The organism is Shewanella pealeana ATCC 700345 (assembly GCF_000018285.1).
Classification (GTDB): Bacteria; Pseudomonadota; Gammaproteobacteria; order Enterobacterales; family Shewanellaceae; genus Shewanella; species Shewanella pealeana.
Map to the genome: position 1 here is coordinate 4,698,229 of NC_009901.1, position 23,343 is coordinate 4,721,571.

Here is a 23,343-nt window from a genome sequence, read left to right on the forward strand (position 1 = left end):
TTATTTCGGAGTTTATATGAATAGAACACTGGCTGAAATCACCCCCACCTTAGCTGCCAATATGTACCATGATCCCAGCGATAAGATGCTAGAGGTCTATAAAGAGCATGACTTCAACGCATGTTACCCTCTGCTAACAGAGAGCCAGACCCGCAGCGAAGGCGTTGCACTAATTAGCAACTACATCACTCAATACACCAGTGAACAATTTCCAGCTCTATTATTGGATTTTAATCAGTTATTTATAGGCCCTGGTAAAATGAAGGTTCCATTATGGGGCTCATATTACTTGAGTGAAGATAACCTGCTGTGTGGGCCAAGCACACAGAAACTCCAAGAACGCATCGATGCACTAGGTATAAAACTCAGTACCTCAGATGGTGATAATCAGCCCGTCGACCACATATCTTTGGTGCTACAACTGGTGGAATTTACCCTTAATGAAGGGAAAACATTAGAGCTTAAAGTTATCGTAGGGGAGCATCTAGCGGTTTGGGGATATAGAATCGCCGAGCTCATCATTGAACATGCGCAGACTGACTTCTACTTAGGCTGGGGGTTATTGCTGAAAGATTACCTAGATGTGTTAGTCGAGTCTAACGGCGTCATAGTGCAAGAGCGAACGCTATGGGGGTAATCGATTCCTTAAAGCTACAATATAAAATCGCCAAGGTTGCCAGTTGGATTGAAGACTACATAAGCGCTTCTCTTGAGATACACCCAAGGATTTTTGCTCAAGTATCTATCGGAACCGTTAGCAACTACATCGCCTCATCTGCTCGAGATTATATCGACGAGGCCTACAGTGCCGATGTCGATATCGAGCCTTTTATCCATGTCTGTATGGGCAGCGCGATGTGCACCTTAAGCTGCAAAAGAAACGATGTACAAAATATTGTGATTTATGTTGTTAAGCAGGCTAATGCAAGGTGCCCTTTACTACAGCCTCTGATTGAATCAATCCCACAAAATAAAAGTACCAGCATGGTATAACAACACAGGGCCTAACGAAAACGGCTCTGTGTAATAAAACAAACTCAGCTGAGAGCTATTATCTAACAGGCAATCATGCCCTCTTTCTTATGCCGACCAATGCCAATCAAGACTTTCTCATAATCAACATCTGCGTGCTTTTCACACCAATTCAATGACTCTGTCGATTTCAACAGGTTCTCAAATACTCTCCTTAAAGGATAATGAATATGCTTACCAACGTTCATCACGCTTTGAGGGATAACAATACATCCCCTTTGATAAGGAAAGGTCAATGCCATCGCCTCTTCTAGCAACTCTTGAGCAACCCCCATATGACCTTGATTAAAGGGAACGAGCCAAAACTCGAGGGTTATCTGTCGTATTTCGGAGACGATCTGCTCAAGCCGCGCCTGCTGTTTATCGCTCGCATACATAAAGATCCCTGGGTTGGCACTTAACAACAAGGTGCCGGAACGATTTAATGTTTCCATCGAGCTTGCAACTGGAGCCAGCAAACTGAGTAAAATTTTCTCTCGATTATTAAGTGTAAGATCAGCCTGGATATCCACCAGCATCTGTTTTGTATTTTCTGCATCATGAACAAACAGACTCACCAATACATCTTCTTTGCCTGAAAAGTACTTATATAATGTGGCTCGAGATACTTCGGCACGCTTGGCAATATCGGTGAATTTAAACGATACCATGCCATATTCAAGGATCAATTCTCTGGCTATATCGAGTAACTTTACTTCTCTATCCCGTCTTATCATTAATCGCAAAACCCTAATTTTTCTATCTTGCTAATGTAGCAAATGGGGTACTATTTAACTTCCGAAGATGCATAAAGAGTGACAAGGATCAGTCATATTTACCAATACTTGCCTAATTAACCTTCTTAAGTTTCAAATGAGACCTTATCCCAAGAAGTGAAGCTAAATTTCAATTACCATTGAACTCTAATACCAAAATAAAACAATTTTTATATTATTCAAATTCTGCTTATTAACATTAATCAGAATTTAATGACCCTACTAGTAACATGATGCCCAATACACCTCAAATTAGCTCTCCTCCATTATCTATACGCGCGATAGTTACAGGCATGATCCTAGGCAGCATTCTGGTTCTGTGTAATCTATACATGGGGCTGCGTATTGGCTGGTCAATCAATATGTCGGTACTGGCATCCTTGCTCGGTTTTATTGCTTGGAAGGGGATCGGTGCGACTATCCCTTGCCGTGCTTGGAGCCCCCGTGAAGCAAACATACAGCAAACGGCGGCCTCTGCCGCGGGAGGCACATTATCGGCAGGACTCGTATCCGCCATCCCCGCCTATATGATCCTCAGTGAGTCTGAGTTTGATTATTGGCCGATGGTGATTTGGATGATAAGCATTAGCCTACTTGGGATCTGTGTCGCTTCAGCCATCAGACCCGCCATGTTACATAATGAGCGTTTACGTTTTCCCGCCGGGATAGCGACTGCTGAGGTCATTAATGATATGTTTAGTGGCGCACGCATTGCCCGCCATAAAACACTGGCATTACTATCGGCCATGGCCGTGACCATAGCACATCGCATCTTTATCCCTGTCAGCTACAAAATACCACTGGGGTTTTCCATACCAGGCCAGGGAGCGGTAGCTGGAAGCAGTATTAGCGCAAAAAACTTAGGCTTTATCATCGATCCCTCATACATGCTACTCGCTTTTGGCGCCATTATTGGAACCAAGTCGGCATTAAGCCTATTTGCAGGTGCACTCATCGCTTGGTTAGGACTAGGCCCCTATATTGTGGGACAAGGCTGGGAACAAGCAGGGCCTGCAGATGGTCATTGGTTCAGTTACTTAATTGACTGGCTCGTTTGGCCCGGCGTAGCAATGATGCTCGCGTCCGCCGTTACCACTACCGCGATCTCATTATTTAAGTCACAGAAGAAAGCTAGAATTACCTTGATGTGGGGCTGGCAGGAGTATTTACTACTGTCAGTATTAACCCCGATCCTCATAGGTTTGCAAGTTTATCTATTCGATATTAGCTGGTTTGCGGCAATGCTGGCCGTGCCTTTAGCGTTTATATTTGCAATCGTTGCAGCGCAAGTTGTAGGTGAAACTGGCATCCCGCCTATCGGCGCATTAGGTAAGTTATCACAACTGAGTTTTTCGGTGATCAGCCCAGGAAATCTAACCACTAACTTGATGACTGCTAATGTCGCCAGTGGCGCTGCGGGTCAAGCGACAGATCTTCTCAACGACTTTAAGGCGGGTCAGTTACTTGGTACAAACCCTCGCCATCAAATGTTTGCTCAAGCAATGGGAATTTTGGTTGGTTGTGTAACCAGCGCTGGGGTTTTCATGCTGTTAATTCCCAACCCTGCAGAACAGCTAATGACAGAGCAGTGGCCAGCGCCAGGCGTTGCAGCTTGGACAGCCATAGCCCAGGCATTGACTCAAGGGTTAGAGGCCATCCCTCAGTCGGCACGATATGCGATGTTTATCGGCATCGTGGTCGCGACGCTCAATGAACTTATGCTATTGGTAGTCAAACCCAAATGGCATCCTTACCTGCCAAGTATGTCAGCCATGGGATTGGCATTCGTACTGCCTGCTCAAGTCAGCATTATGTTGTGCATTGGTGCTTTACTGGCTTGGGTATTAAGACAACTGGCTCCTCGCTGGTCAAAACGATTCTTAATCGCCCTAGCGGCAGGCTGCATAGCCGGAGAGAGTATCGCCGGCGTATTAGGTTCACTGCTATTTATGATTAAGCCCTAAACAGCCCCAAGGCTCTCACTTAAATCATTGCTTTAACACTGGTAGATTGAGTTCCTCGTTAAGATAAACCTCAATGCGTCGATTTTGTTCTGGGATATGGCTGATAGGTTCAGACTCCCCCTTACCCACGGCTTTGATGATACCTGTAGCGATATTAAAGTCTGCCGCTAGCATTTCAGCCACAGATGCGGCGCGGCGCTCAGATAATTTTTGATTGTATGCTTGAGACCCTACAGCCGATGTATGACCAAATACTGTGATCTGTTTAATATCATATTGCTCGATAAAGTCGGCTAGCTTTTGGATTTTATCTGTGTTGCTTAGGTCGATCTTATCGCTGTCATTCTCATACAAGACTGTTAGCTTCATCTCGACCACTCTCGGGGCAAACAGAGTGCAGCCTCGGCTATCTACCGCATGAGTGCTCGGCGTATCTAGACACTGATCTTGCGCGTTAAACACGCCATCACTATCACTATCACCATCACTACCAATTTTAGCAAGCGTCGGCACGACTGCGGCAGGTAAAACTGGCGCGGCATCACGAGAATCAGAGCCAAACCAGTATCTAAGACCTAAAGCAAACACCCCGACTTCATCGGCATCAAGTGGCATATGCTGATAGCTAACATAGGCCTGCATATCATGATTAATTTGATAACCTAGCTCGGCGCCCAACCAAACTCCAGAGCCAGAGTGGGAGTCTGAGCCTACTTGACTGGCCTCATCTGCAATCGAAGAGGTGACGGCATCTAACTCCCAAGCAAAATAACCCAGCTTGCCTGTAACACTGAAGCGTTCGCTGAGGGGATAGGTCCCCAATACACTCAAGGACCAGCCATCACCGGTTTCAGGGTATACATGCTCGGCTAAATCATAATAAGCATCTAAATCGGTTGTTTGCCCAGAAAATTCGACGCTACGCTCGCCCAAATCAAGGTATCCCGCTTCCACACTAAAATATTGATTGAACTTATAACCTAGAAATAGACCATAACTCGCTCCAGAATCATCAACTTTAGTGCTACTCGCATCGATCCCTGCTTGCTCATATAGCTCATCTAATCCCGCGTTAGACACATTGGTTGTCGCTAAACCAAACTGTCCACCGAGATACCAACCCTGAGACCACATATGCTCGGTTTGTTGCGACTCATTTTCCGCGGCTTGTACCACTAGAGGGCAAAGTAGTGCTGTAATTAAAACGCTTGAAGACGAGCAAAACGGATAAGTTTTCATAAATATCCTAATCCTTACTATCTGATACTAAGAGGAGATGCTTTGCTCTACTGAGTAAAAAGCCGTTACGGCGATATAGGCAAACAAACATAAATAGGATTAACAGGCTCCATAGGTTCACGCTGCCGCCAGATGATTCAGTCTTGTCATGCACATTGATGACTTCTATCACCTTCACCTTTACGATGGCCTCGGCTTGCATGCCAAAGGCATCTTCGATCACGTAACGGATAGTGTCTTCGCCACTAAAGCCAGCATTAGGTGTATAAGTAATTAAGCCGTTAGCATCTAGCTGCACACTGCCATTTTCGGCCTCGGCGCTGACTAAACGTATAACGCCACCGTCTGGGTCTGAATCATTTGCCAGCACATTAATACCGACCTGTTCCCCCTGCTTAACCTCGGCATAGTCATCGACTGCAATTGGGGCTTGGTTGGCTAAAATGGTGATATTAACGATGCCATAAGCGGTGCCGCCATTACCGTCAGAGATGGCGTAGTCAATCAGATCACTGCCAATAAGGTTACTCAATGCGTGATAACGAAGCTGGCCGTCGACTATCTCCACCCGACCAAAGCGCGCACTGGCACTGGTAATCGTGAGTATGTCGCCGTCTGCGTCGCTGTCATTAACCAATACGTCGATATCATTGATGCTATCTACGCCAACAGTAAGCTGATCATCTTCTGCCACAGGCTGCTGATTACCGATAAGCAGCGTACCGACATAACCCGGGTCGATAATGGTGCCATTAACTATGCCGTCATCGTCGTTAGCTCCACCATCTTGGATAATCAGCTGCACACACCAATCGCCTTCATTTAGGCCCGGACGCCATAGAGGCGAGCCTGTTGGTGGGCAGTAGCCTGGCTCACCACTTGTGGACCACAAACTGTTATTGGCGTCTTCAACGAAGTCCCCCCAACCGCTTTCGCTACGATATTTACGGTATACAGCCGATTGCGGAATAGGCTTACGCAGTGGCGTGACCACACGGTAAGCTTGATGATTATCAGGTAAGCCGTAGGCAATAAAGTCCATGATGCCGCCGACATTGACTGCCTGAGAATCGATAGGTAGATAGTCAGCGTAGTCGCTGGCGTGATCAGAGATCAGTGCGCCACTAATATCACCGGCATAAGTTAGCTGACCACGACGCAAACAAACGCCGGGATCTCCCTCAATCAGGTATTGATTCTGGCTGTGATAGCTCTCAAACAGCACATTGCATTCAGAGACCCGGTCCAGATAGTCTGGGGTGCCATCGCCATCGCTGTCTGCATAGCCTTCGAGGTAATCAGGGATCAAGTCACCATCAGAATCGGCATCCGTTAGTACGGCTAAGCTCTCAACCACCTGAATATAGACGGTCGATTTATCTTGCAGTGCAGGCTCGCCACTGTCGGTTACCACCAATGTCACCGGGTAAACGCCCACCGCCACGGAGGCAGGATCGAAGCTAAATATCTCGGCTTCATCACTTTGATTACTCAACTGCGACTGCCACGCTAATGTCCAAGTATCTGCAATGTTGGCATCATAAATATGGCTATCAACCATCACCATGCCAGCTGTGCGACTCACTGTTAGGCGCGTTTCATCCTGCTGGGTGACGGTTAACGTCAGCTCAGGAGCAATGTTGCCTTCGGTAATGGTGATTTGGTGCTGATATTGAGCGCCACGATTAACACTAGGATCTAAAGTGAACACTATGGTTTCGTCAGCTTCCACCAGCTCATCCATCAAGATATCTATTCTGATCTCAGTATGGGTGCCAGACTCAATCACTAGCTCGCTCGTCACCACATGGTAATCACCACTGCTAGCGCTACCACTCAGCTGGTAAGGGATCGATAGTGGGTAAATTTCTGAGCGACCATTAAGGTGCACACTCACTGTGACCTCTTCGCCTTCGAGCACAGTTTGATCTTTTTGGAATGACACCAAAGGTCTAACACAGATATTCTGCGCCGCAATACTGACTCTCCCTTCGCTATCAGTTGCCTGCCAATATGCCTGACTCTGCCCCGGAGGGAACAGTAAGTTGTCGTTGATAATCGACACAGGTAGCGGATTGCCAAAGCTGTCAATCGCGGTTGCGGCTCCAATATCAACACGGGTATACAAGGCATTGGCATTAACCGTTAAGTCACCACAAAGATCTGCTGGGACTGAAATCACTGGGAACATGGAGTCATCGTCACTGTTAATCGATAGGCGGATATAGCCCACTGCGGTGAGGCCTTCTTCATCGGCTATCAGATATTCGATCACCACCTCGCCCATATAACCTTCAGCAGGGGTGTAGCGGATCTCATTGCCACTAATCGTTAGCTGACCAAAATCCACACTCGCTGACAATAAGCGAATATTGTCTCCGTCTGGATCGCTATCATTTGCCAGCGGCAGAATACTCAGTTGTGACCAGTCATTTACCACTATGATGTCGTCTTGAGTGACTGGAGGCTGATTGACAGGCTCCTCTTCAACAATCACTGTCACCTTAGCTTGCGCAGTCAGTGGCTCGATTTCATTGTTATCACTGATGGTGTAGCTAAAGCTCACTTCGCCAGACCAATCCGCTGGCGGCGTAATCGTCAATGTATTGTTAGGATTGACCACTACTGACAGCGACGATTGAGCAACTGCGATCACGCTTAAAGTGTCACCATCGCTATCACTATCGTTGCTTAGTACCGCGAGCATCACAGGCTGATTTATCTCTGTCGTCACCCGATCGTCCAGCGCCACCGGGCGATCGTTTACAGAAATCACCGTCACTGTAATGATCGCGCAATCGGTCAATCCCTGCGGGTCTTCGATACAGTAGCTAATTTGATCTTCACCGTGAAAATCCGCCTCTGGGGTATAGAGAATACTGCCTTCACTGCCAATCGTGACTGTGCCATGGCTTGCGCTCGCTGAGGTGATTGTCAGTGGATCACCGTCGGCATCAACGTCATTAGCCAGCGGAAAACTCACGCCCGTGCTGTCTTCTGTCAGAGTTAAACTATCATTACTCGCCACCGGCGCATCATTGACTGGAGTAATATTAATGGTCACAGTCACAGCATCGCTGTAGCTCGTGCCATCACTCACTCGATAACTGAAGCTATCGAGTGTGGCTTGAGCGCCATCATGTTGATAACTAAATGAACCATCGCTGTTAAGCGTCAATGAGCCGTGGCTGACACCGCTGACTAAAGTCACAATAAGCTCGTCACCATCCACATCGGTATCGTTACGTAACACGCCAGCCACTTTGCCTACATTCAAGGTCGCGCCTTCGGCTAGGCTATAGCTATCCGCAACCGCAGTAGGCACGTCATTCACGGCAATCACATTGACCCTTAATAAGGCCGAACTTAAGCCACCCGCATTATCGACAATGGTGTAGGTGACTTGGTCGGGGCCGTAAAAGTTGGCGGCTGGGGTATAACTCACTTTACCTGCAACAATACTGACCAGAGAGCCACTCGCTGGAGTCGATACACCAGTTAGACTAATGCTGTGACCTATATCGAAATCAATATCATTGGCTAGCACATCAAAGATTAGGCTCGGGCTATCTTCATCAATACTGCCCATGTCATCGGCCAAGGCAATAGGCAAGCGGTTGAGGAATTGCAAGGGCTGAACGACCACTTCTGAGGTCACGTTAGTATTAAGATGATCCACGTAGGAGAAGGTCGCTTGCAGCGGAAAATCTTCTGTCGCCATGGTCGGTACTAGGCCTGTTTCTTGTAAAACCACGCGTAATACATAGTGCTCAGTGTCATTATCGCCATCGGAGTTAATCACCGACCCAAATACGACGCTGTTAACTAGACCGTTAACGACAATGGCAGCACTGGCGTCAACAAAGGTGTCGCTAGCGGCGGTATTGAGGTTGGCAGGCGCCGCTGACGCCGTCAGTGCCGTATCAAAGATCCGCTTAAGCTGTGGGCTGCTCGGTTTAATCGCAAGGCCCTGCGGCAAGGTCAGGTTCAAGATCAGGTCGGCTGTGCGCCCCGTCGGCAAGGTCAATACCAAGTCGACTGTTAGCTCTTCACCTTGAATGAAGTCGCCCGCTGATGTTTCAGGCAGACTCGTTTCGACCAGATTTACCGCCAATAATGGCTGGCCAGCTTGGCTCGCGACACTGACCGTCAGCAGCGTCGGATTTAATCCATCGGCTGCCTCGGCATTGTCATCGCTTAATACCGGATTAAAGTTATTACCCGAGAGCTGTCCCTGATTGGCAATCACAGTCCCATTGGCGGTATCGGGAGCAATAGTGACGATGTAGCCCGCATTAATTACGCTGCCCGGTGCAATACCACCAAGGTTAAGCTCAAATGGCCCCTCATTGGTTACTAAGCCCTGACTGGTGTAACCGCTATTGGCCACTATCTTGCTGTTTGCAAGAATGTCGTTAACTAAACGGCTATTTTTGGCGGTTGTCGCACCACTGTTGACCACAGTGTAGTGATACTGCACTTGATCACCGGGATCGACCAAACCATCACCGTCGACATCGTTGATCAAGGTCCAATCGAGGTAAACCTCTACCTCAGGCTCACTAACGCCCCCGCTTACCGCGGTGTAGCGTACTGCCTGATAACCATCGGATTGGTTACCATTGCTATCACTAGCGATTTCACCAGTTTGATCACTGTTACCTATGGCACTATGGGTAAAGGTTTCAATGGTCGGTGTGGCGTCGCTATCGTACAAGGGATCATCAATGGTGACCTGATATTCGGCTACAATCACTTGCCCGGCAGCGAGACTGGCAATGGTCACCGCAATGTCGTCATCGAGCACATTGATGGTATTGCTACCAGCCACCATCGCCGTTGCAGCAACATAGGTGACTCCCCTTGGTAACACTTCATCTACCGACACATTGGTCAGCTCATTCGCCGATAAGTTCTGAATGAAATAACTGATTTTCATAGTGTCTTTCGGGGAGATGTCACCATTGGCGGCAAAATCGTTAATCCACTGCGCCGTCTGCTGAATATATAAGGCATCTAAACGATCAACCCTATCTTGTACATACACTATGGTTGCTTGATCGCCATTGCTGTCATTAGCATCGGCATCTGACAATTCAGGCACGGTTCGCTCAGAATCCACTGCGCCTTGGGCACGAATTTGGGTACCTGCAGTCACGCCATCGTCGACCACTACATGGTAGGTCAGCGTCACTGTTTCATTGGTATCCATAGCGCCAATATTGAACACCATATCAGGCAGACTCATCAGTTCGATTGAGCCTTGCGAGCTGCTCGCTACATTGGTCACATCGTAGTGAGTATTGTTAGGCAGCGCTTCGTAATACACCACCTCACTCGCCAAGGGGCCTTTATTCGTTATGGTAATGGTATATACCAAGGTGTCGCCCGCTTCGATCACGCCTGCATCACCGTTATCGACTGCGATATCCACTCGGTGAGCCACATCGATAAATGACAAACTCTTGGTAGTCACTTGAGCAGAACCGGTAAGCGGATACTGACGCTCAACCAGTGGCGTTCCCGGACGTGATGAGTAGCTACCGTTAGCAACAGCTATGGTTAGCACCTTATTAATATCGGCGCTGTTATCGACGAGAGCCTCAAAGGTAAATGACTTTTGATCTTCCACTTGCGTAATAGAACCAAAATCGATAGCTAAGACGCTAGGGGCACTATTATCGAGTGCACCGTCACCTGTATGGCTGTTAGCCACATAGCTCAATTCCGGCGGTAATATCAGTTCAAATTGGTTGTCGAATGCATCGGCGCTGCTGCCATCATGCTCCACCTCCACCGTAAAGCTCACCTTATCCCCTAAAGAAACTTGGTTTAGATCTGGAGTGATAATGATATTCAGCTGCGGCTCGGCAACGATAATCGTCTCGATATCCGGGCCGGCATCGCCCGCGGCTGTTGTCACTGAAACTGTGTTATCCAATAGCTTGCCAGCCGTATTAGCTACCTCGTCTTCAAGTAAGGCCACTACTCTTACGGTAAAGTTGTTATTATCGATATCACCATCGGCAGTATTACTCACCTCACCAAAGTCGAAGGTTAAGGTTCCCATGGGTGATTCTGCAGCCGTACCTGCTCCACTGTAACTAATATGAGAGCCAGCGATGACCTGACTCTCCACAAAGCTCATGCCAAGGGGAAGTACGTCGGTTAACACCACACTGTCACTGCTACCTTCGATCAGATCGATACGGATGTCATAAATCACCTTCTCACCGATGGCAAATTTGTTATCAGCCTGACCTGCAGCCAGAGATTGCTGCACGGAGATCAATGAGTCGACCGTTAGCGTTTGGGTCACTCGCTCGCCATAGTTGTTCAACTGGTCAATATTTAAATGCTGATCATCATCCATTGAATCACTCGCATCACGGCCACTGCCGTCAAGCAAACTGTTGTAGTGAACCTCAGCTGTATTAGTGAGTAGATCGCCCGCCAACACGTTATTGCTAATGACGATGTCATAGTCGATGGTAATTGTTGCTGTTGCTGGCAAAGTAAATAACGGCCAGCCTAGGGTATCATCGGCTAAGTTTGTCGTAGTAATTTGAGCATCGGCCTGACTTAGGCTGGCTCCGCCACTACTGAGTACCGCGCCTTGATCATTTTGCAAAGTAATATTGTTAAAGCTGATGCCACTACCACTGCCATCAGGCGCCCCGAGTAAGCCCGCAGGCAACACATCGGATAAGGCGACGCGATAAGCATTGGCATCGGTGGCTTCGTTAGTGAGCACGATGCGATAAGACACGGTATCGCCCGCATCGCTACCGGTTGCGCCGGCTGTAATCGTCTTGCTAAGGCTTAAGTTAGCCTCAATCACATTGATATCAATATTAGTTTGCGGCGGCGCCGACGCATTGTCGTAGCTGGCTGATGCGCCAACGGTCAACGCCTCTCCAGCTTGGTTAGCCAAGCTATTATCCACCTCGACTTCAATCTCGATGGCAATATTTTGCGCACCTGCTGCGCTGTTATGAATGGAGCCAAAATCGAATACTAATGGATCATCACCCCGAGTTAGCGCCACATTAGGTGACTTGCTCGCAACAAAATTGCTAGCGGGTAACTGTACATTTACTGGCGTACCAGTATAGGTAAGTCCTTCGGGGAGATCGTAGGTAAACACAAAATTGTCTGTGGTACCGACAGGGATCGCCATAGTCGCGGTGACTGTTGTCGTCGCGAGGATCGGCAGATCACTCGTCGCGGCACTGAGGTTAATACTCGGTTTACCCGCTGTAATTTTCGCAGAGCCACTCGCTAAGAGATCATTAACCTGCTGGCCAGAGTCATTATCTACACCGCTACCCGTTCGCTCACCATTATCGCTATTTGGCAATCCTGGTGCGGTAGAGCCCGAACCTTTACTGCCTGGTAACGAAGTCACTGTCGCCTTCAGTTTTGAGGTTATCCGCTCCTCAAAGCCGATGCTCGGATCGAGCGTGGCAGAATAGACTAGAGTGATGCTTTCGCCGGGAGCCAAATAGTGTTGTTCTGCGGTCAAGCAGCTAGCATCAGAGACAAGTGTATTACCACTAAAACTAAAGCAAGTGAGCAGGTCTTCGTCTGCACGAGAAAGTGTTGCGCTGGTTACCCTTAGATTTTCCAGGCGAGCAGACAACTCTGAGCTCACCGCCCACTCCCAACCTCGAGTTGCATCACTGCTGGTTTTATTACTGATAACCGAGGTAAATACCACTGGCTCACCGCCCGCGGCACTGGATGGTGACACTTGATTACTTACCTTTAAGTCGGCTTCAACGATGTTATATACTGAGGTTTGTGAGGCCGTCTGAGGATTAGCATTAACGTTTTGGTAATTCACATTGGCGATAACTGACTTAACGTTTGTCCGCTCGTTAGCAGCGGTATTATCCACCAAGAGTGAGAAAATTAACTGTAGCTGCTCGGTATCTGCACTATCACTGTCACTATTGGTCAGATCGCCCAGATCAAAACCAAGCACACCGTTACTGATTAGCGGTGTGATTGGCGCTACAGCGGTAGGGATCGGCGATAAACCGCCCGTCAGCTTAGCACCTTGTAATGTGGTCGAATTCACGGCGTTAATTGTCGAGCTATCTACTATGTACTGCGCACCATCGGGCAGATTGATATCAATAATGGCTTGGCTAACATCTGCAATGCTTACTCCTTGAGGCACATCTACCGTCAAACGGTAGGTAAGGGTTTCGCCTATCGCCGCCTCCACCCCATCGACGGCATCGCTTGTCCAAGACTCTGTTGAGTCAATTAACACCAACTCACTGATCGCCAACGAGCCGATTGCAGCCGTTGGTGTAGCGCTGTCATTACTGTCACGATCTGGATTGCTAATATCGCCTTGCTGGCTATCACCGACGACCGAGACGTTATTATCATAACTAGAACCGGTCACTACGCCTTGCTTGACGTTTGCGGTATAGCTGAAAGTTAAGCTTTGCCCTGGGGCGATTGCACTGCTGGTGGTATAGGTCACGGTTGGGCTGACAAAACTGTAGCTAAAGTTAGCTGGCGTAGTCGCTTCTAGTGCACTTGTCACATCAAACAAGTTAGCGTTTAACACATCGGTCAACACCACATCATAAGCGGGAGCCGTGCCTGTATTGCTAAGCTCAATAGTCACTTCTACTAAATCACCGGAAGCCAAGCCGCTAGCAGGCGAGAAACTCGCGCTAACTGCTAGCTTATGTTCAGTAAAGTCAATTGCAGCGCTATCTTTAATCGCCGTACCGGTTTGATCTTGATAGGTTAAACCAACGTCTAAATTACGCGATTGTGCCGACGTCAAGGCAGTTAGCGCACTACTGTTAGTCACTAATGCATTAATGCTAAAACTAAAACTGTTGTTACTCGTAAAATTGTCGTTATTGACTAAGGTATTCGATGGGCTGTCAAACGCCACGCTAAGAGACTGGCCGCTGTCGACTGCACCGCTAGTGTTGAGCGTTGGGCTGGTATCCACTGTGCCAGCAAAACCTGCTGTATTAACCGCAATAGAGCTATCTACATAGGCAAAACCCGCAGGTAAGTCCATGCTCACATTGAGCGCTTCTGTCGTACCTTCTGGCAAGGTCACTGTGGTGGTATAAGTGACCACATCACCCACTACAACATTGCCAATGTGTCCTTCAGGCGCCACAGCAGTCAGCTGCGTTGCAACATTAGGGAACTCCATACTGATGTAACTCATATCTTCAACTGCCGGAAAAAGCGTTGCACCACTGGCTGGTGCCCAAGTCACACCCGCCTCTGGTATCAAAACTTGATTTGGCTTCACCGAATTATCGAGCAGCACCTCGTAGGTAATAAGCACAGTATCGGTTGTCAACGGCGCGCCTATCGAACCATCGTTTTTAGGTAGGGGATCTGTCAGGGTTAAACCACTGCCAAACAGGTCGCCAGCGCTATTGATTGTCTTACCTTCGCCGTCGGTCACAGACACCAGAGATGCACTTGTCATCCCTGCAATCAGCGGCGCCGTAATAACGACATCATGGGCATTAGCGCCGCCAATATTTTCAGCGCTAATCACCAGAGTTAATTTATCCCCCGCATCAGACTGACTGATATCGCTATCAACCGGTGTACTAGTGACAAGGGTAGCGTTGGCAACTGCGTTATCACTTGCAGCGATACCATAGGTAAGTTGAAGCTCTGGTGCACGCACCTGCATATTGACTAGACTGGAGCCCTGCGCCACTAAACTTGGACTGTTTTCGGTACTGGCAAGAAAAAGCGTTGCCAATGTTAGGCCATCGGCAAAGGGAACGGCTGTGATACTGATATCGATATCGACTGCTAGGGTTTCACTCTTCACTGACGTGAAATTCGGCCACTCGATACGCAACTTATTGGTCGCCGCATCAATGCTGATATTTGTCGGTACTAGCGTAACTGTACTACTCGCGCCCAAGCGAATATCAGTTCCAAAATTGATGTTTAAACTGCTGACATCAAACACCGGCAGTGGCAGGTAGGTTTCAAAAACAATGTTATTGGTATCGCCAGAGGGAACCTGCAACTCTTGTCGGAAAGTCACAGTCTCATTAGGTACATATTCCGCCTGAGGTAATAAAATGCTTAAGTCGTTAGAAACAGGGGTAATCGATACGCTGCTATTAGTGCTATCGCTACAGCTAGAGGCCCCATCCGTTAAACTATAACTGGCTTGAGCACTAGCATTGAGCTTATCTGCAGCCAAAACAGCATCGCCAGCTTGGTACTCTTGGTTAACCTCTGCGCGATAAGTAATAGTTATTTGGCTTCCTGACTCTAAATTCCCTGTCACTGCATGAACATCGTAGCTAACAGTCGTGACAGCATTATTGCTTGTCACCATCGGCGCAATCGCCACAGTGCTGCCGTTAACTTGCATATTAAGATGCGAATCAAAACTCACGCCATCAGGCAGAGTATTGGTGACCACTAATGAGTCTGCTGTGCCATATTCGGTCAACGAGATGACATTGCTATAGGTAATAGTGTCACCCGGCGATACTTGGTTTGGCGAAACCCCTTGGTTAATGATCAGGTGTTTAGCGGTTAAGGCTAGGTTATCTGTAATCTGTGGCAGTGGGTTATTATCTGGGTGTTCGATATCCAAACTTGAATGGGTATTGAGTCGCAGCGGTGCACACTGACTTTCATCTAATATATCGGTGACGTAGGCCGAATAGCTCACCGACGCCTCGCTATTAGCCTTAGTCCCCACCACGCTGCTGAAGCTGCTAATCAAGCTGCCACCCGGGATGATGGTCGATGGCTTGGAAACCGCAGTAAAGCCACTGCCGCCATTATGGCTGCTGCCAATATATTGTAAGTTAGGATCTAAGCTATGTTGTAGGCTGACATCAAATACACTCTTACCATTGGCAACATCGATTGCATCAATAAACTGATTGCTAAAGCTAGGACCGGGTACACTTTTATTGTCACGTGTTTGTAGGCTCGATGAAAAAGCAACGACCGTAGTCATCAGGGTATCGCTAACCACTTCTCCCTCAATCGCGCCGTTAACTCCTGTCGTAGTATCACCGAACTCAAAAACACCTTGTGCACTAACAGTCAAACTAGTACCGACTGCAACCGCCGTGTCGATAGTGGAACACACCTGGGTGCTTAATGCCGGACCATTCGCGACGACGGAACCTAAGGGCAAGCTGACTAGAGACAAGCTTCGGCCACTGACAGAGCTAACAGTGTCACCAGTAATAGGATCCATTAGCAGCCCAGATTCGGGGAAGACACCTACAGACGTAATATCTACAGAGGCGCCAAAGAAACTGGCAGAATCCAGTGTCATTTCCATAGGTAAATCGAGTCGAATATAGGGACCAAAACCTGCCGAGCTTTCAGCATTACCCATGCCAATATCGAAACACATTTGCTCGCCCGTTTTGGCGGTAGTAGGCAGTGCAGTAGAAAGCACAGGCACAGCAGCCTGTAACGAAAACGAAGAAATGATTGCTGCGAATAACACAGAAGGAAGCAGGAGTTTTTTTAACATAGTGACTCTGATTTATAATTTTTATTTTGGCTGGGCTCTAGTTGCAGAGGTTTAGACGACACTAAACCATGACTGCAGCACTATTTGTAAGTCTTTACTACTAGTAATCAACACCAGCAATATAGAGCGCAACAAAAATACAACCATAACGACTTTTATGCAACACAAACAAAGAGATAGCGCTTACGTGATAGAAATTGAATTTAGATATTTTTCAGGATTTTATAGCATTGACCACCAATAAAACCCAAAAATAGTAATACTTTCGACTTACCTGAACACATATTTGGTTAAATACTCTAAATGTCAGCAGATGCGATTATTTGTAGACTCACGAACATTTACATAAAAGGAGAGTTTTTCTATTGAGAATGGAAGAGTTACTTAACAGCTAGAAAAAGTAAAACCGCCCTTACGGCGGTTTATTCCAATGCGGCATCACTGCACTTAAGTCTCTAGCTATGCAACTTTAAGCATTTTAGTGTCACCTAGTGCTGCATAGACTTTTGAAACCATAAATTCTGAAATTAAGATGGTAAACACAACGGCAAAGAAAGCGACGACACCATTGAAGGGACCGCTAAATGTGACCTTTTCGCCAAACATCACATTTATCGCTTCAAGGATCATAAACTTGCTGCCCACCAAGATAATGTAAGTGCTAATGCCTCGGTATACTTTTGCTGCCCTACCCGGTTTAGCCTTAAAAAAGGCGGCCACCTTATGCTCAGTTTTAATCGACAGCTTAAGTAGCGTCAGCAAAAGCAGTGCTGCAACAAGTGAAACGCTGAAGGACTCAATGGAAACCCAGTGCCAATACTCATTAAAGAAATTGAGCACAGTTAAATAAACCAATACCGCTAGGCTATAACCTACAAATCGTTGCTGAGTCATACTTCCTCCACTCTCTTTGCTCGTTGAGTTCATATCGTTAAGCCGGCTTAACAAATATCGCTTTTTCAGTGTTAAAAGCTTCAATAATTTTCATCGCTGAATTATCAATATCCTCTATCGATGTGTGATAATTCAGCACTGAAAACAGCATGGTCTTTAAGCCCTTGTATCCAGATGTAGAGGGGTAAAGGTAACCCTCTTGCTGCAGTCTATGTACCACACGGGCTGTTAGCTCGTTGCGATACTCGACATCACCTGTGCCAAATTGCGCAGAGAATCGATTCGATACCACATCATTAAGAATTGTGATGCCCTCTACTTCTCTCAAAATATCCGCCATGCGTTTGGCTAAGGCGCAGCAGTTATCTAAATGGTCAACGATGCCTTGCTTACCAAGCGACTTAAACGCGGCGTATACAGGCAGGCCACGGGCACGTCTCGATGCGGCAATACCAAAGTTAATCGCGTTACGATCAGGCTTCTCCATCGCATCATTAAGGTAATCCCCCATGTTTCCGCCCCCCATTGCCGAGGTGATCTTGGCAGGATCTTTCACTATCACCATGCCGCAGTCATAAGGCATGTTGAACCACTTATGGCCGTCGGTATCGATGGAATCCGCTCGCTCAATCCCTTTTAATAGATGCTTCTGCTTGTCGCTCGCAGCGGCCCACAGACCGATTGCGCCATCCACATGTAGCCAAGCATTACCATGATTAGCAACGGCATCTGCAATCTCATCGAAAGGATCGAATGCCCCTGAATCGATACAACCCGCTTGGGCACAAACCAGTGTTGGGCCGTTAATGTCGGCTAATACCCGCTCAAGCTCTTGTGGAATAAGGCGAAGATTATCGTCAGTCGGCACCTTAACTATGGTTTCAATCCCCAAACCTATCATCGAAAGCGCGCGCTTAATGGTTGAGTGAATTTGATCACTGACGACCACATTCACCTGTGGCGCGCCATACAGGCCTTTAGTGGCCACATCCCATCCTGCATTTTCTAGCAGTGAATTACGCGCGGTGATTAACGAGGTATAAATCGCTTCTTGAGCGCCTGAAGTAAAACCAACCGCAGAGCCCTTAGTCAAGCCAAGTAACTCTACCATCCACTCGGCTGCCGTTTCTTCGGCAACAGCCATTGCTGGGCTCGACACGTAGTAGGGCACATTTTGATCCCACGCACTGACTAGCCAGTCTGCAGCTAATGCCGCAGGGAACGTCCCGCCGATGGCATAACCAAAAAATCTCGGTCCACCAGAGGCGACAAGACCCGCATCGAGCGCATATGCCATTTCATCGATAACCTGCTCTGGCGCTGTAGCTTGCTGTGGCATTTCACCCGCAATTAAATCTCGTAGTTGCTGCGACGTGATCTCTTTAGCGACAGGTCGTTCATCTAGCGACTCAAGGTACGAGACAGCATGCTCTAAAGAACGCTCAAGTGAACCGCGGTAATCTTTAAAATGATGTGACATGTTTAATACTCTTCAAGTAGGAATGTCCGTCTAATATACCAGCAATATTTTTATAAAATGGCCATTTGGTGACAGCCAAAACAAAAGCGAACACCTGCAAAAGTGCGCTATATTGCAGATACAAAAACGGCACTTAGTTGTGTGAACTAAGTGCCATTTTTAGGCCGTTAAGTCGCAATGACAGTTCCTATTACAGCGTGTTTTTGTAGATGACGCCGTCTTTCATAATCACTTTTTGCTTACTGGTGTCAGCGACACTGGCGACTCCCTCAAATGGATTACCATCGATAATGAGCAGATCGGCATAGGCACCTTCAACCACTTGACCTAAACGGCCCTCCAGATACGGATGCTGATAGGTCGACATTTCAAATAATCGCCCACAGTTTGAGGTCACCATACGTAGCGCGGTAATCGTGTCAAAGGTTTGCTCAATGGCAGCAAGCTCGTTGAGCTGCGTTGCATGCACATTCGTTTCGCCTACGCAGTCGGTACCAAAGGCAATATTGTCGATCTGATACTTCTTGATTAACTCAGCTGACTTTAGCATCGCCTTACCCACACGCTCGGTTTTACGATAGGTCTCTTCATTTGGCAGCGGGATCTTACGCTCTGCGATCAAGGACGAGGTAAAGTAAGATGGGATCACCCAAATCCCTTTATCTTTAATCGTTTTAGCAATGTCATCGTCCATAATGGTGGCATGCTCAAACGACATGACTCCCGCCTCAGCGGCTCGGCGCATTGCGTCTGCAGTATGGATATGCGCCGCAACATAAGTGCCGTAATCTGTAGCCACCTCCACAGCGGCCTTCATCTCATCTAGGGTAAACTGCAGCGTATCGAGCGGGTCGAAGGTTGATGACGCGCCGCCACCTGCCATGATCTTGATTTGCGATGCCCCCATAAACAGTTGCTCACGTACCGCTTTTAATACCTCGGCACGGCCATCGGCCACCTTCATCGCCCCCAGTTTCATCATAGGCGAGTCTTCATGTTGGCCAATTCTTTCTTGCGCTTGGTTTTGGCGATAGTCTGAATGTCCGCTTGTTTGAGAAACGGCCGCCATAGACGGCAAGATGCGCGGGCCCTTTGCGTAACCGTTATCGATACTCTTTTTAAGACCTAAGGTATTACCCGCGACGTCACGAACGGTAGTAAAGCCGCGCATTAACATCTCTTCTGAAATTCGTGCAGAGCGAATAGCCACCTCTTCACGGGTCATGGTGTCGATAACATTGAAAGGCGCCGACAGGGTGATATGAACGTGCGCATCAATAAGCCCTGGCATTACAGTGCCGCCTTTAGCATCGATAACTTGGTCTGCAACGGATTGATCTATCTCACCAATTTTAACGATTAAGTTATCTTCGATAAGAATTGAGACGTTCTCTATTAGCGCATTGTCTGTGCCGTTAAAAACATTCGCATTAATGATTAGCTTGTTCATGTTTAATTCCTCGGTAGCATTGCTTCACTAAGATGATTTCATCTAACTGATGAACAAATCTTACCAACAGCCCTCTCAAATAAATGGCCATTTAGTGACACTAACAATTAACTATGAACCTCTACAGCTCATCCCCTTTTCAACTCACGCTATACTCAGTTCAAAATCGTTCATATACTCAATAGGGTGATTTCTTTACGGTAATGATTTATGTGCGGCCGACTCAATATTATCGATGACATGTTTGTACAAGCGCTGATGCAAGACTTGCGAGTGAAGAACGCTGAGGAGATGCTGTTTGGACGCTTTAAAATGCCAACCAATGACATTAGCATCGTCCGCGAAATCGATGGTGAGCGCAGATTACAAACCGCCACTTGGTGGTTACTGCTTGAGACTTGCTATGAAGGCTTCAAGCCCTGCCATTACACCTCATTTAACACCCGCTTTGATAAACTGAACACGCCCAATAGCGCAGGCTTTAAGCCATTTAGAGAGAGTCGTTGTGTAGTTGTAGCCAGTGGCTTTGGTGAAACTGAGAAGCGTGGCAAAGAGGTGTATTATCATGATTTTATCGCCGAGAACTCAGCGATAGTATTTGGTGGTCTGTTTCGAGAATGGCAACATCCTAAGACGGGTGAAACCACCACATCCTGTTCCATCATCACCAATCCACCGCACCCAGATCTACTGCCTTATCACAGCAAGGCTAGCCCGATGATTTTGCCGCAAAATGATGAAGTGATTGATGCCTGGTTAAATCCTGCTAACCAGCAGATAGAGATGTTTGATGACTTACTCAAGCCAGCTTTGAGGCATGACTTTATGGTGCAGCAAATAAATAAGCCAAGCCAGTATCAACCTATTGGTCAAACTGCTCGGCTTATTCCTAACGACTATTATGTCTAGGCCTTAACTGAACGTCTAGTTAAGATAAGCACTTAAGGTGTCTTGCTGATCCAGTAAACTTTGATACAAGGTAAACTGGTTGGCGGCGCGCTCTAGGTTATGCCCAGCATGGTGAATTTGAAAATAGACATCGCCATTGAGGTGGTCGGTTAAGAATCTCACCCCTATCATCAAGCACATCACTCTAGCACCTAACCATAAACTCTTACGCTCATCATCATTAAGCACTGCACCTAGCTCACTTAGGTATCCTTTACAGATGGCGCCAAAAATCGACTCTCTCACCTGCACCTTATCTAGCGCGATCGAGTCTTCCTCTTCAGGGCTACAGAAGGTTCGCACCATGTCGCCAAAATCATACATCAGATAGCCTTTCATGCAGGTATCTAAGTCGATAATGGCAAGGCTGGACATGTCTCGCTTATCAAACAACATGTTGTTAATTTTGGTGTCGTTATGGCAGATGCGGCGTGGAAGCTTAGCTTCGACCTCAACCAATTCTTGGAGTAACTCTGTCTGTGACATCACATACTCAAGCCACTGCTGACATTCGCCGAGTCGACCTTGAGGGTTACTGGCTGCCGCCTGAGCCAATAACTCAATGCGGCCAGGAAGATGATGAAAGTTGGGGATAACGTCTTCAAGCTGCTCGGCATCAAGCTCTGTTAAGGCGCAGGAGAAATGCCCGAAAGCCTTAGCCGCCATCTCAGCATCGGCTTCGCAGCCAACTACATCGATACTATGGCTATGGGGAAGATAATTAATCGCGCGCCAGAACCCTTGCTCGCCTAAGTCGACAAAAAGTGTGCCGTCGGCGGTAAGCTCGGGGGAAACCACCTGCAAACGATACTCATCGGCCGCGGCTTTATGCTGTAAATGCTGGCTAACCTTGTGGGCATTGTTAACCAAGGCTGACGGCGTCTTAAATACTTCGGTATTAATCTTTTGCAGCACAAATTCACTATCGATACCACGTACCAAAAAAGTATGGTTAATATGGCCATTCCCTAATGGAGACACTTTGGCGCTATCTGCATCAACACCAAAATGCGACAAAACATTTTGTCTTATAAAATCAATCACCCAACACTCCAGTTATCTCTGTATCTCTGCTATCTGGGCTTGTTTCTCCAGACCTTCCTTGCAGCTCATTGTTAAATATGAAATTAGCTTACCGCTATTAATCTTTGCTAAGGGTTTGCTGCAATTTTTCTCTTACCCAATTCACATCTTCTGGGTAGGTCACGCCGTACCAGGACTCCTTAGCAACGCTGACATTAACCACCTTGTCAGTTTGAGTCTCTGAGCGAGCATCGAGTCTAGCTTGCACCACAGTTGGCAAGTAACACTCGGCTTTCGGATGCTGACCATTATCCTTAAGGAAATGACTAAACTGCTGCTCAATCACCTCGAAAATATCGGGCTTAAAGCCCCAGCAAGTCATCGAAACCACGGCATCATCGGCAATAGCTAGACGCTGCTCATCTAACGTACCAGTTAACCCCGATGCTTCACAGCGAATATCAAGCCATTCGGCGACATCGACCAGCTTGCCCGCCTCAACCTGACATAAACCTCGGTTGACGCCGCCATTTTCAGACAGGGTTAGACCGATTGGATAGGCGACCATCATCCAGTCATTATCTGCTGCGGATAATCCTTCTGCGAGTAAACTAAAGGCGCTGTCACCATAAAAATCGTCGGCATTGATCACGGCCATGGGGCCGTGAACGTGATTTCTCGCACTCCAAAGAGCATGCGCTGTGCCCCAAGGTTTCTGGCGCTGGGCGACATCGACAAATCCACGGGCTGAATTCGGTAAATCATCCAGTGATTGAATGCAATACTCGCAGCTAAAGTCATCGGCTAGCTTTCCAGCAAGCGCCTCGTCTAGCATGTCAGTCAACTCGGGACGGATCACCAGCACTGCGCGACTGAAGCCAGCGTTATAGGCACTCTTTAACGATAGCTCCAACATGGTTTCACCATTAGGCCCAAGCTGCGCCAACTGTTTATCGCCGCCAAATCGGCTACCTAAACCCGCGGCTAGGATCACTAAGGTTAAATCCTGCTTGTTGTTACTCATGACT

At 47.5% G+C, this 23,343-nt stretch carries 12 protein-coding genes; 4 read left to right on the forward strand and 8 right to left on the reverse strand.

What is annotated here, in order from left to right:
- Positions 1-16: 16 nt before the first annotated feature.
- Together SPEA_RS20300 and SPEA_RS20305 are read left to right on the forward strand one after the other, a co-directional pair.
- The gene (locus SPEA_RS20300) at positions 17-637 is read left to right on the forward strand and encodes a TorD/DmsD family molecular chaperone (protein ID WP_012157056.1); all 621 of its coding nucleotides are present in this window, start codon (positions 17-19) and stop codon (positions 635-637) included.
- On the forward strand, positions 628-993 hold the full coding sequence (locus SPEA_RS20305) for a hypothetical protein (protein ID WP_012157057.1): 366 nt from the start codon (positions 628-630) through the stop codon (positions 991-993). The genes SPEA_RS20300 and SPEA_RS20305 overlap by 10 nt, the downstream gene beginning before the upstream one ends.
- 62 nt (positions 994-1,055) lie before the next feature.
- Here SPEA_RS20305 and SPEA_RS20310 read toward each other — a convergent pair whose 3' ends face one another.
- Positions 1,056-1,748: a TetR/AcrR family transcriptional regulator gene (locus tag SPEA_RS20310; RefSeq protein WP_012157058.1), complete on the reverse strand. Its 693-nt coding sequence runs from the start codon at positions 1,746-1,748 to the stop codon at positions 1,056-1,058.
- A 269-nt stretch (positions 1,749-2,017) separates the two neighbouring features.
- Here SPEA_RS20310 and SPEA_RS20315 point away from each other — a divergent pair, with 269 nt between their 5' ends.
- Positions 2,018-3,751 (forward strand): OPT family oligopeptide transporter, encoded by a 1,734-nt coding sequence (locus SPEA_RS20315; RefSeq protein ID WP_012157059.1) that lies wholly within the window; start codon positions 2,018-2,020, stop codon positions 3,749-3,751.
- A 24-nt stretch (positions 3,752-3,775) separates the two neighbouring features.
- On the opposite strand, the gene SPEA_RS20320 is transcribed toward SPEA_RS20315, so the two are convergent.
- From SPEA_RS20320 to SPEA_RS20340, 5 genes are all read right to left on the reverse strand, one after another.
- Positions 3,776-4,990 (reverse strand): OmpA family protein, encoded by a 1,215-nt coding sequence (locus SPEA_RS20320; RefSeq protein ID WP_012157060.1) that lies wholly within the window; start codon positions 4,988-4,990, stop codon positions 3,776-3,778.
- A gap of 7 nt (positions 4,991-4,997) precedes the next feature.
- Complete coding sequence (locus tag SPEA_RS20325; RefSeq protein ID WP_041411132.1) at positions 4,998-16,520, reverse strand: Ig-like domain-containing protein; 11,523 nt, start codon at positions 16,518-16,520, stop codon at positions 4,998-5,000.
- A gap of 459 nt (positions 16,521-16,979) precedes the next feature.
- Positions 16,980-17,414 carry a hypothetical protein gene (locus SPEA_RS20330; RefSeq protein WP_012157062.1) on the reverse strand — a complete coding sequence of 145 codons (435 nt, stop codon included), beginning with the start codon at positions 17,412-17,414 and terminating at the stop codon, positions 16,980-16,982.
- Positions 17,415-17,451: 37 nt separating this feature from the next.
- The gene (locus SPEA_RS20335) at positions 17,452-18,894 is read right to left on the reverse strand and encodes a pyridoxal phosphate-dependent decarboxylase family protein (protein ID WP_012157063.1); all 1,443 of its coding nucleotides are present in this window, start codon (positions 18,892-18,894) and stop codon (positions 17,452-17,454) included.
- A gap of 190 nt (positions 18,895-19,084) precedes the next feature.
- On the reverse strand, positions 19,085-20,344 hold the full coding sequence (locus SPEA_RS20340) for a metal-dependent hydrolase family protein (protein ID WP_012157064.1): 1,260 nt from the start codon (positions 20,342-20,344) through the stop codon (positions 19,085-19,087).
- A 210-nt stretch (positions 20,345-20,554) separates the two neighbouring features.
- Here SPEA_RS20340 and SPEA_RS20345 point away from each other — a divergent pair, with 210 nt between their 5' ends.
- Positions 20,555-21,253, forward strand: coding sequence for an SOS response-associated peptidase family protein (locus tag SPEA_RS20345; RefSeq protein WP_012157065.1), 699 nt, complete (start codon positions 20,555-20,557; stop codon positions 21,251-21,253).
- A 15-nt stretch (positions 21,254-21,268) separates the two neighbouring features.
- On the opposite strand, the gene SPEA_RS20350 is transcribed toward SPEA_RS20345, so the two are convergent.
- Positions 21,269-22,336, reverse strand: a complete 1,068-nt coding sequence (locus SPEA_RS20350) for a phosphotransferase enzyme family protein (RefSeq protein ID WP_012157066.1) — start codon at positions 22,334-22,336, stop codon at positions 21,269-21,271.
- 97 nt (positions 22,337-22,433) lie between these two features.
- A complete protein-coding gene (locus SPEA_RS20355; protein ID WP_012157067.1) occupies positions 22,434-23,339 on the reverse strand; it encodes a nucleotidyltransferase family protein in 906 nt (301 codons plus the stop codon).
- Positions 23,340-23,343: the final 4 nt, after the last annotated feature.

What these genes read in the sequence shown, in the direction of transcription:
- SPEA_RS20310 (WP_012157058.1), bottom strand. Translation starts at nt 1,748, where the DNA reads ATGATAAGACGGGATAGAGAAGTAAAGTTACTCGATATAGCCAGAGAA.
- SPEA_RS20320 (WP_012157060.1), bottom strand. Translation starts at nt 4,990, where the DNA reads ATGAAAACTTATCCGTTTTGCTCGTCTTCAAGCGTTTTAATTACAGCA.
- SPEA_RS20335 (WP_012157063.1), bottom strand. Translation starts at nt 18,894, where the DNA reads ATGTCACATCATTTTAAAGATTACCGCGGTTCACTTGAGCGTTCTTTA.
- SPEA_RS20325 (WP_041411132.1), bottom strand. Translation starts at nt 16,520, where the DNA reads ATGTTAAAAAAACTCCTGCTTCCTTCTGTGTTATTCGCAGCAATCATT.
- SPEA_RS20340 (WP_012157064.1), bottom strand. Translation starts at nt 20,344, where the DNA reads ATGAACAAGCTAATCATTAATGCGAATGTTTTTAACGGCACAGACAAT.
- SPEA_RS20305 (WP_012157057.1), top strand. Translation starts at nt 628, where the DNA reads ATGGGGGTAATCGATTCCTTAAAGCTACAATATAAAATCGCCAAGGTT.
- SPEA_RS20315 (WP_012157059.1), top strand. Translation starts at nt 2,018, where the DNA reads ATGATGCCCAATACACCTCAAATTAGCTCTCCTCCATTATCTATACGC.
- SPEA_RS20355 (WP_012157067.1), bottom strand. Translation starts at nt 23,339, where the DNA reads ATGAGTAACAACAAGCAGGATTTAACCTTAGTGATCCTAGCCGCGGGT.
- SPEA_RS20330 (WP_012157062.1), bottom strand. Translation starts at nt 17,414, where the DNA reads ATGACTCAGCAACGATTTGTAGGTTATAGCCTAGCGGTATTGGTTTAT.
- SPEA_RS20345 (WP_012157065.1), top strand. Translation starts at nt 20,555, where the DNA reads ATGTGCGGCCGACTCAATATTATCGATGACATGTTTGTACAAGCGCTG.
- SPEA_RS20300 (WP_012157056.1), top strand. Translation starts at nt 17, where the DNA reads ATGAATAGAACACTGGCTGAAATCACCCCCACCTTAGCTGCCAATATG.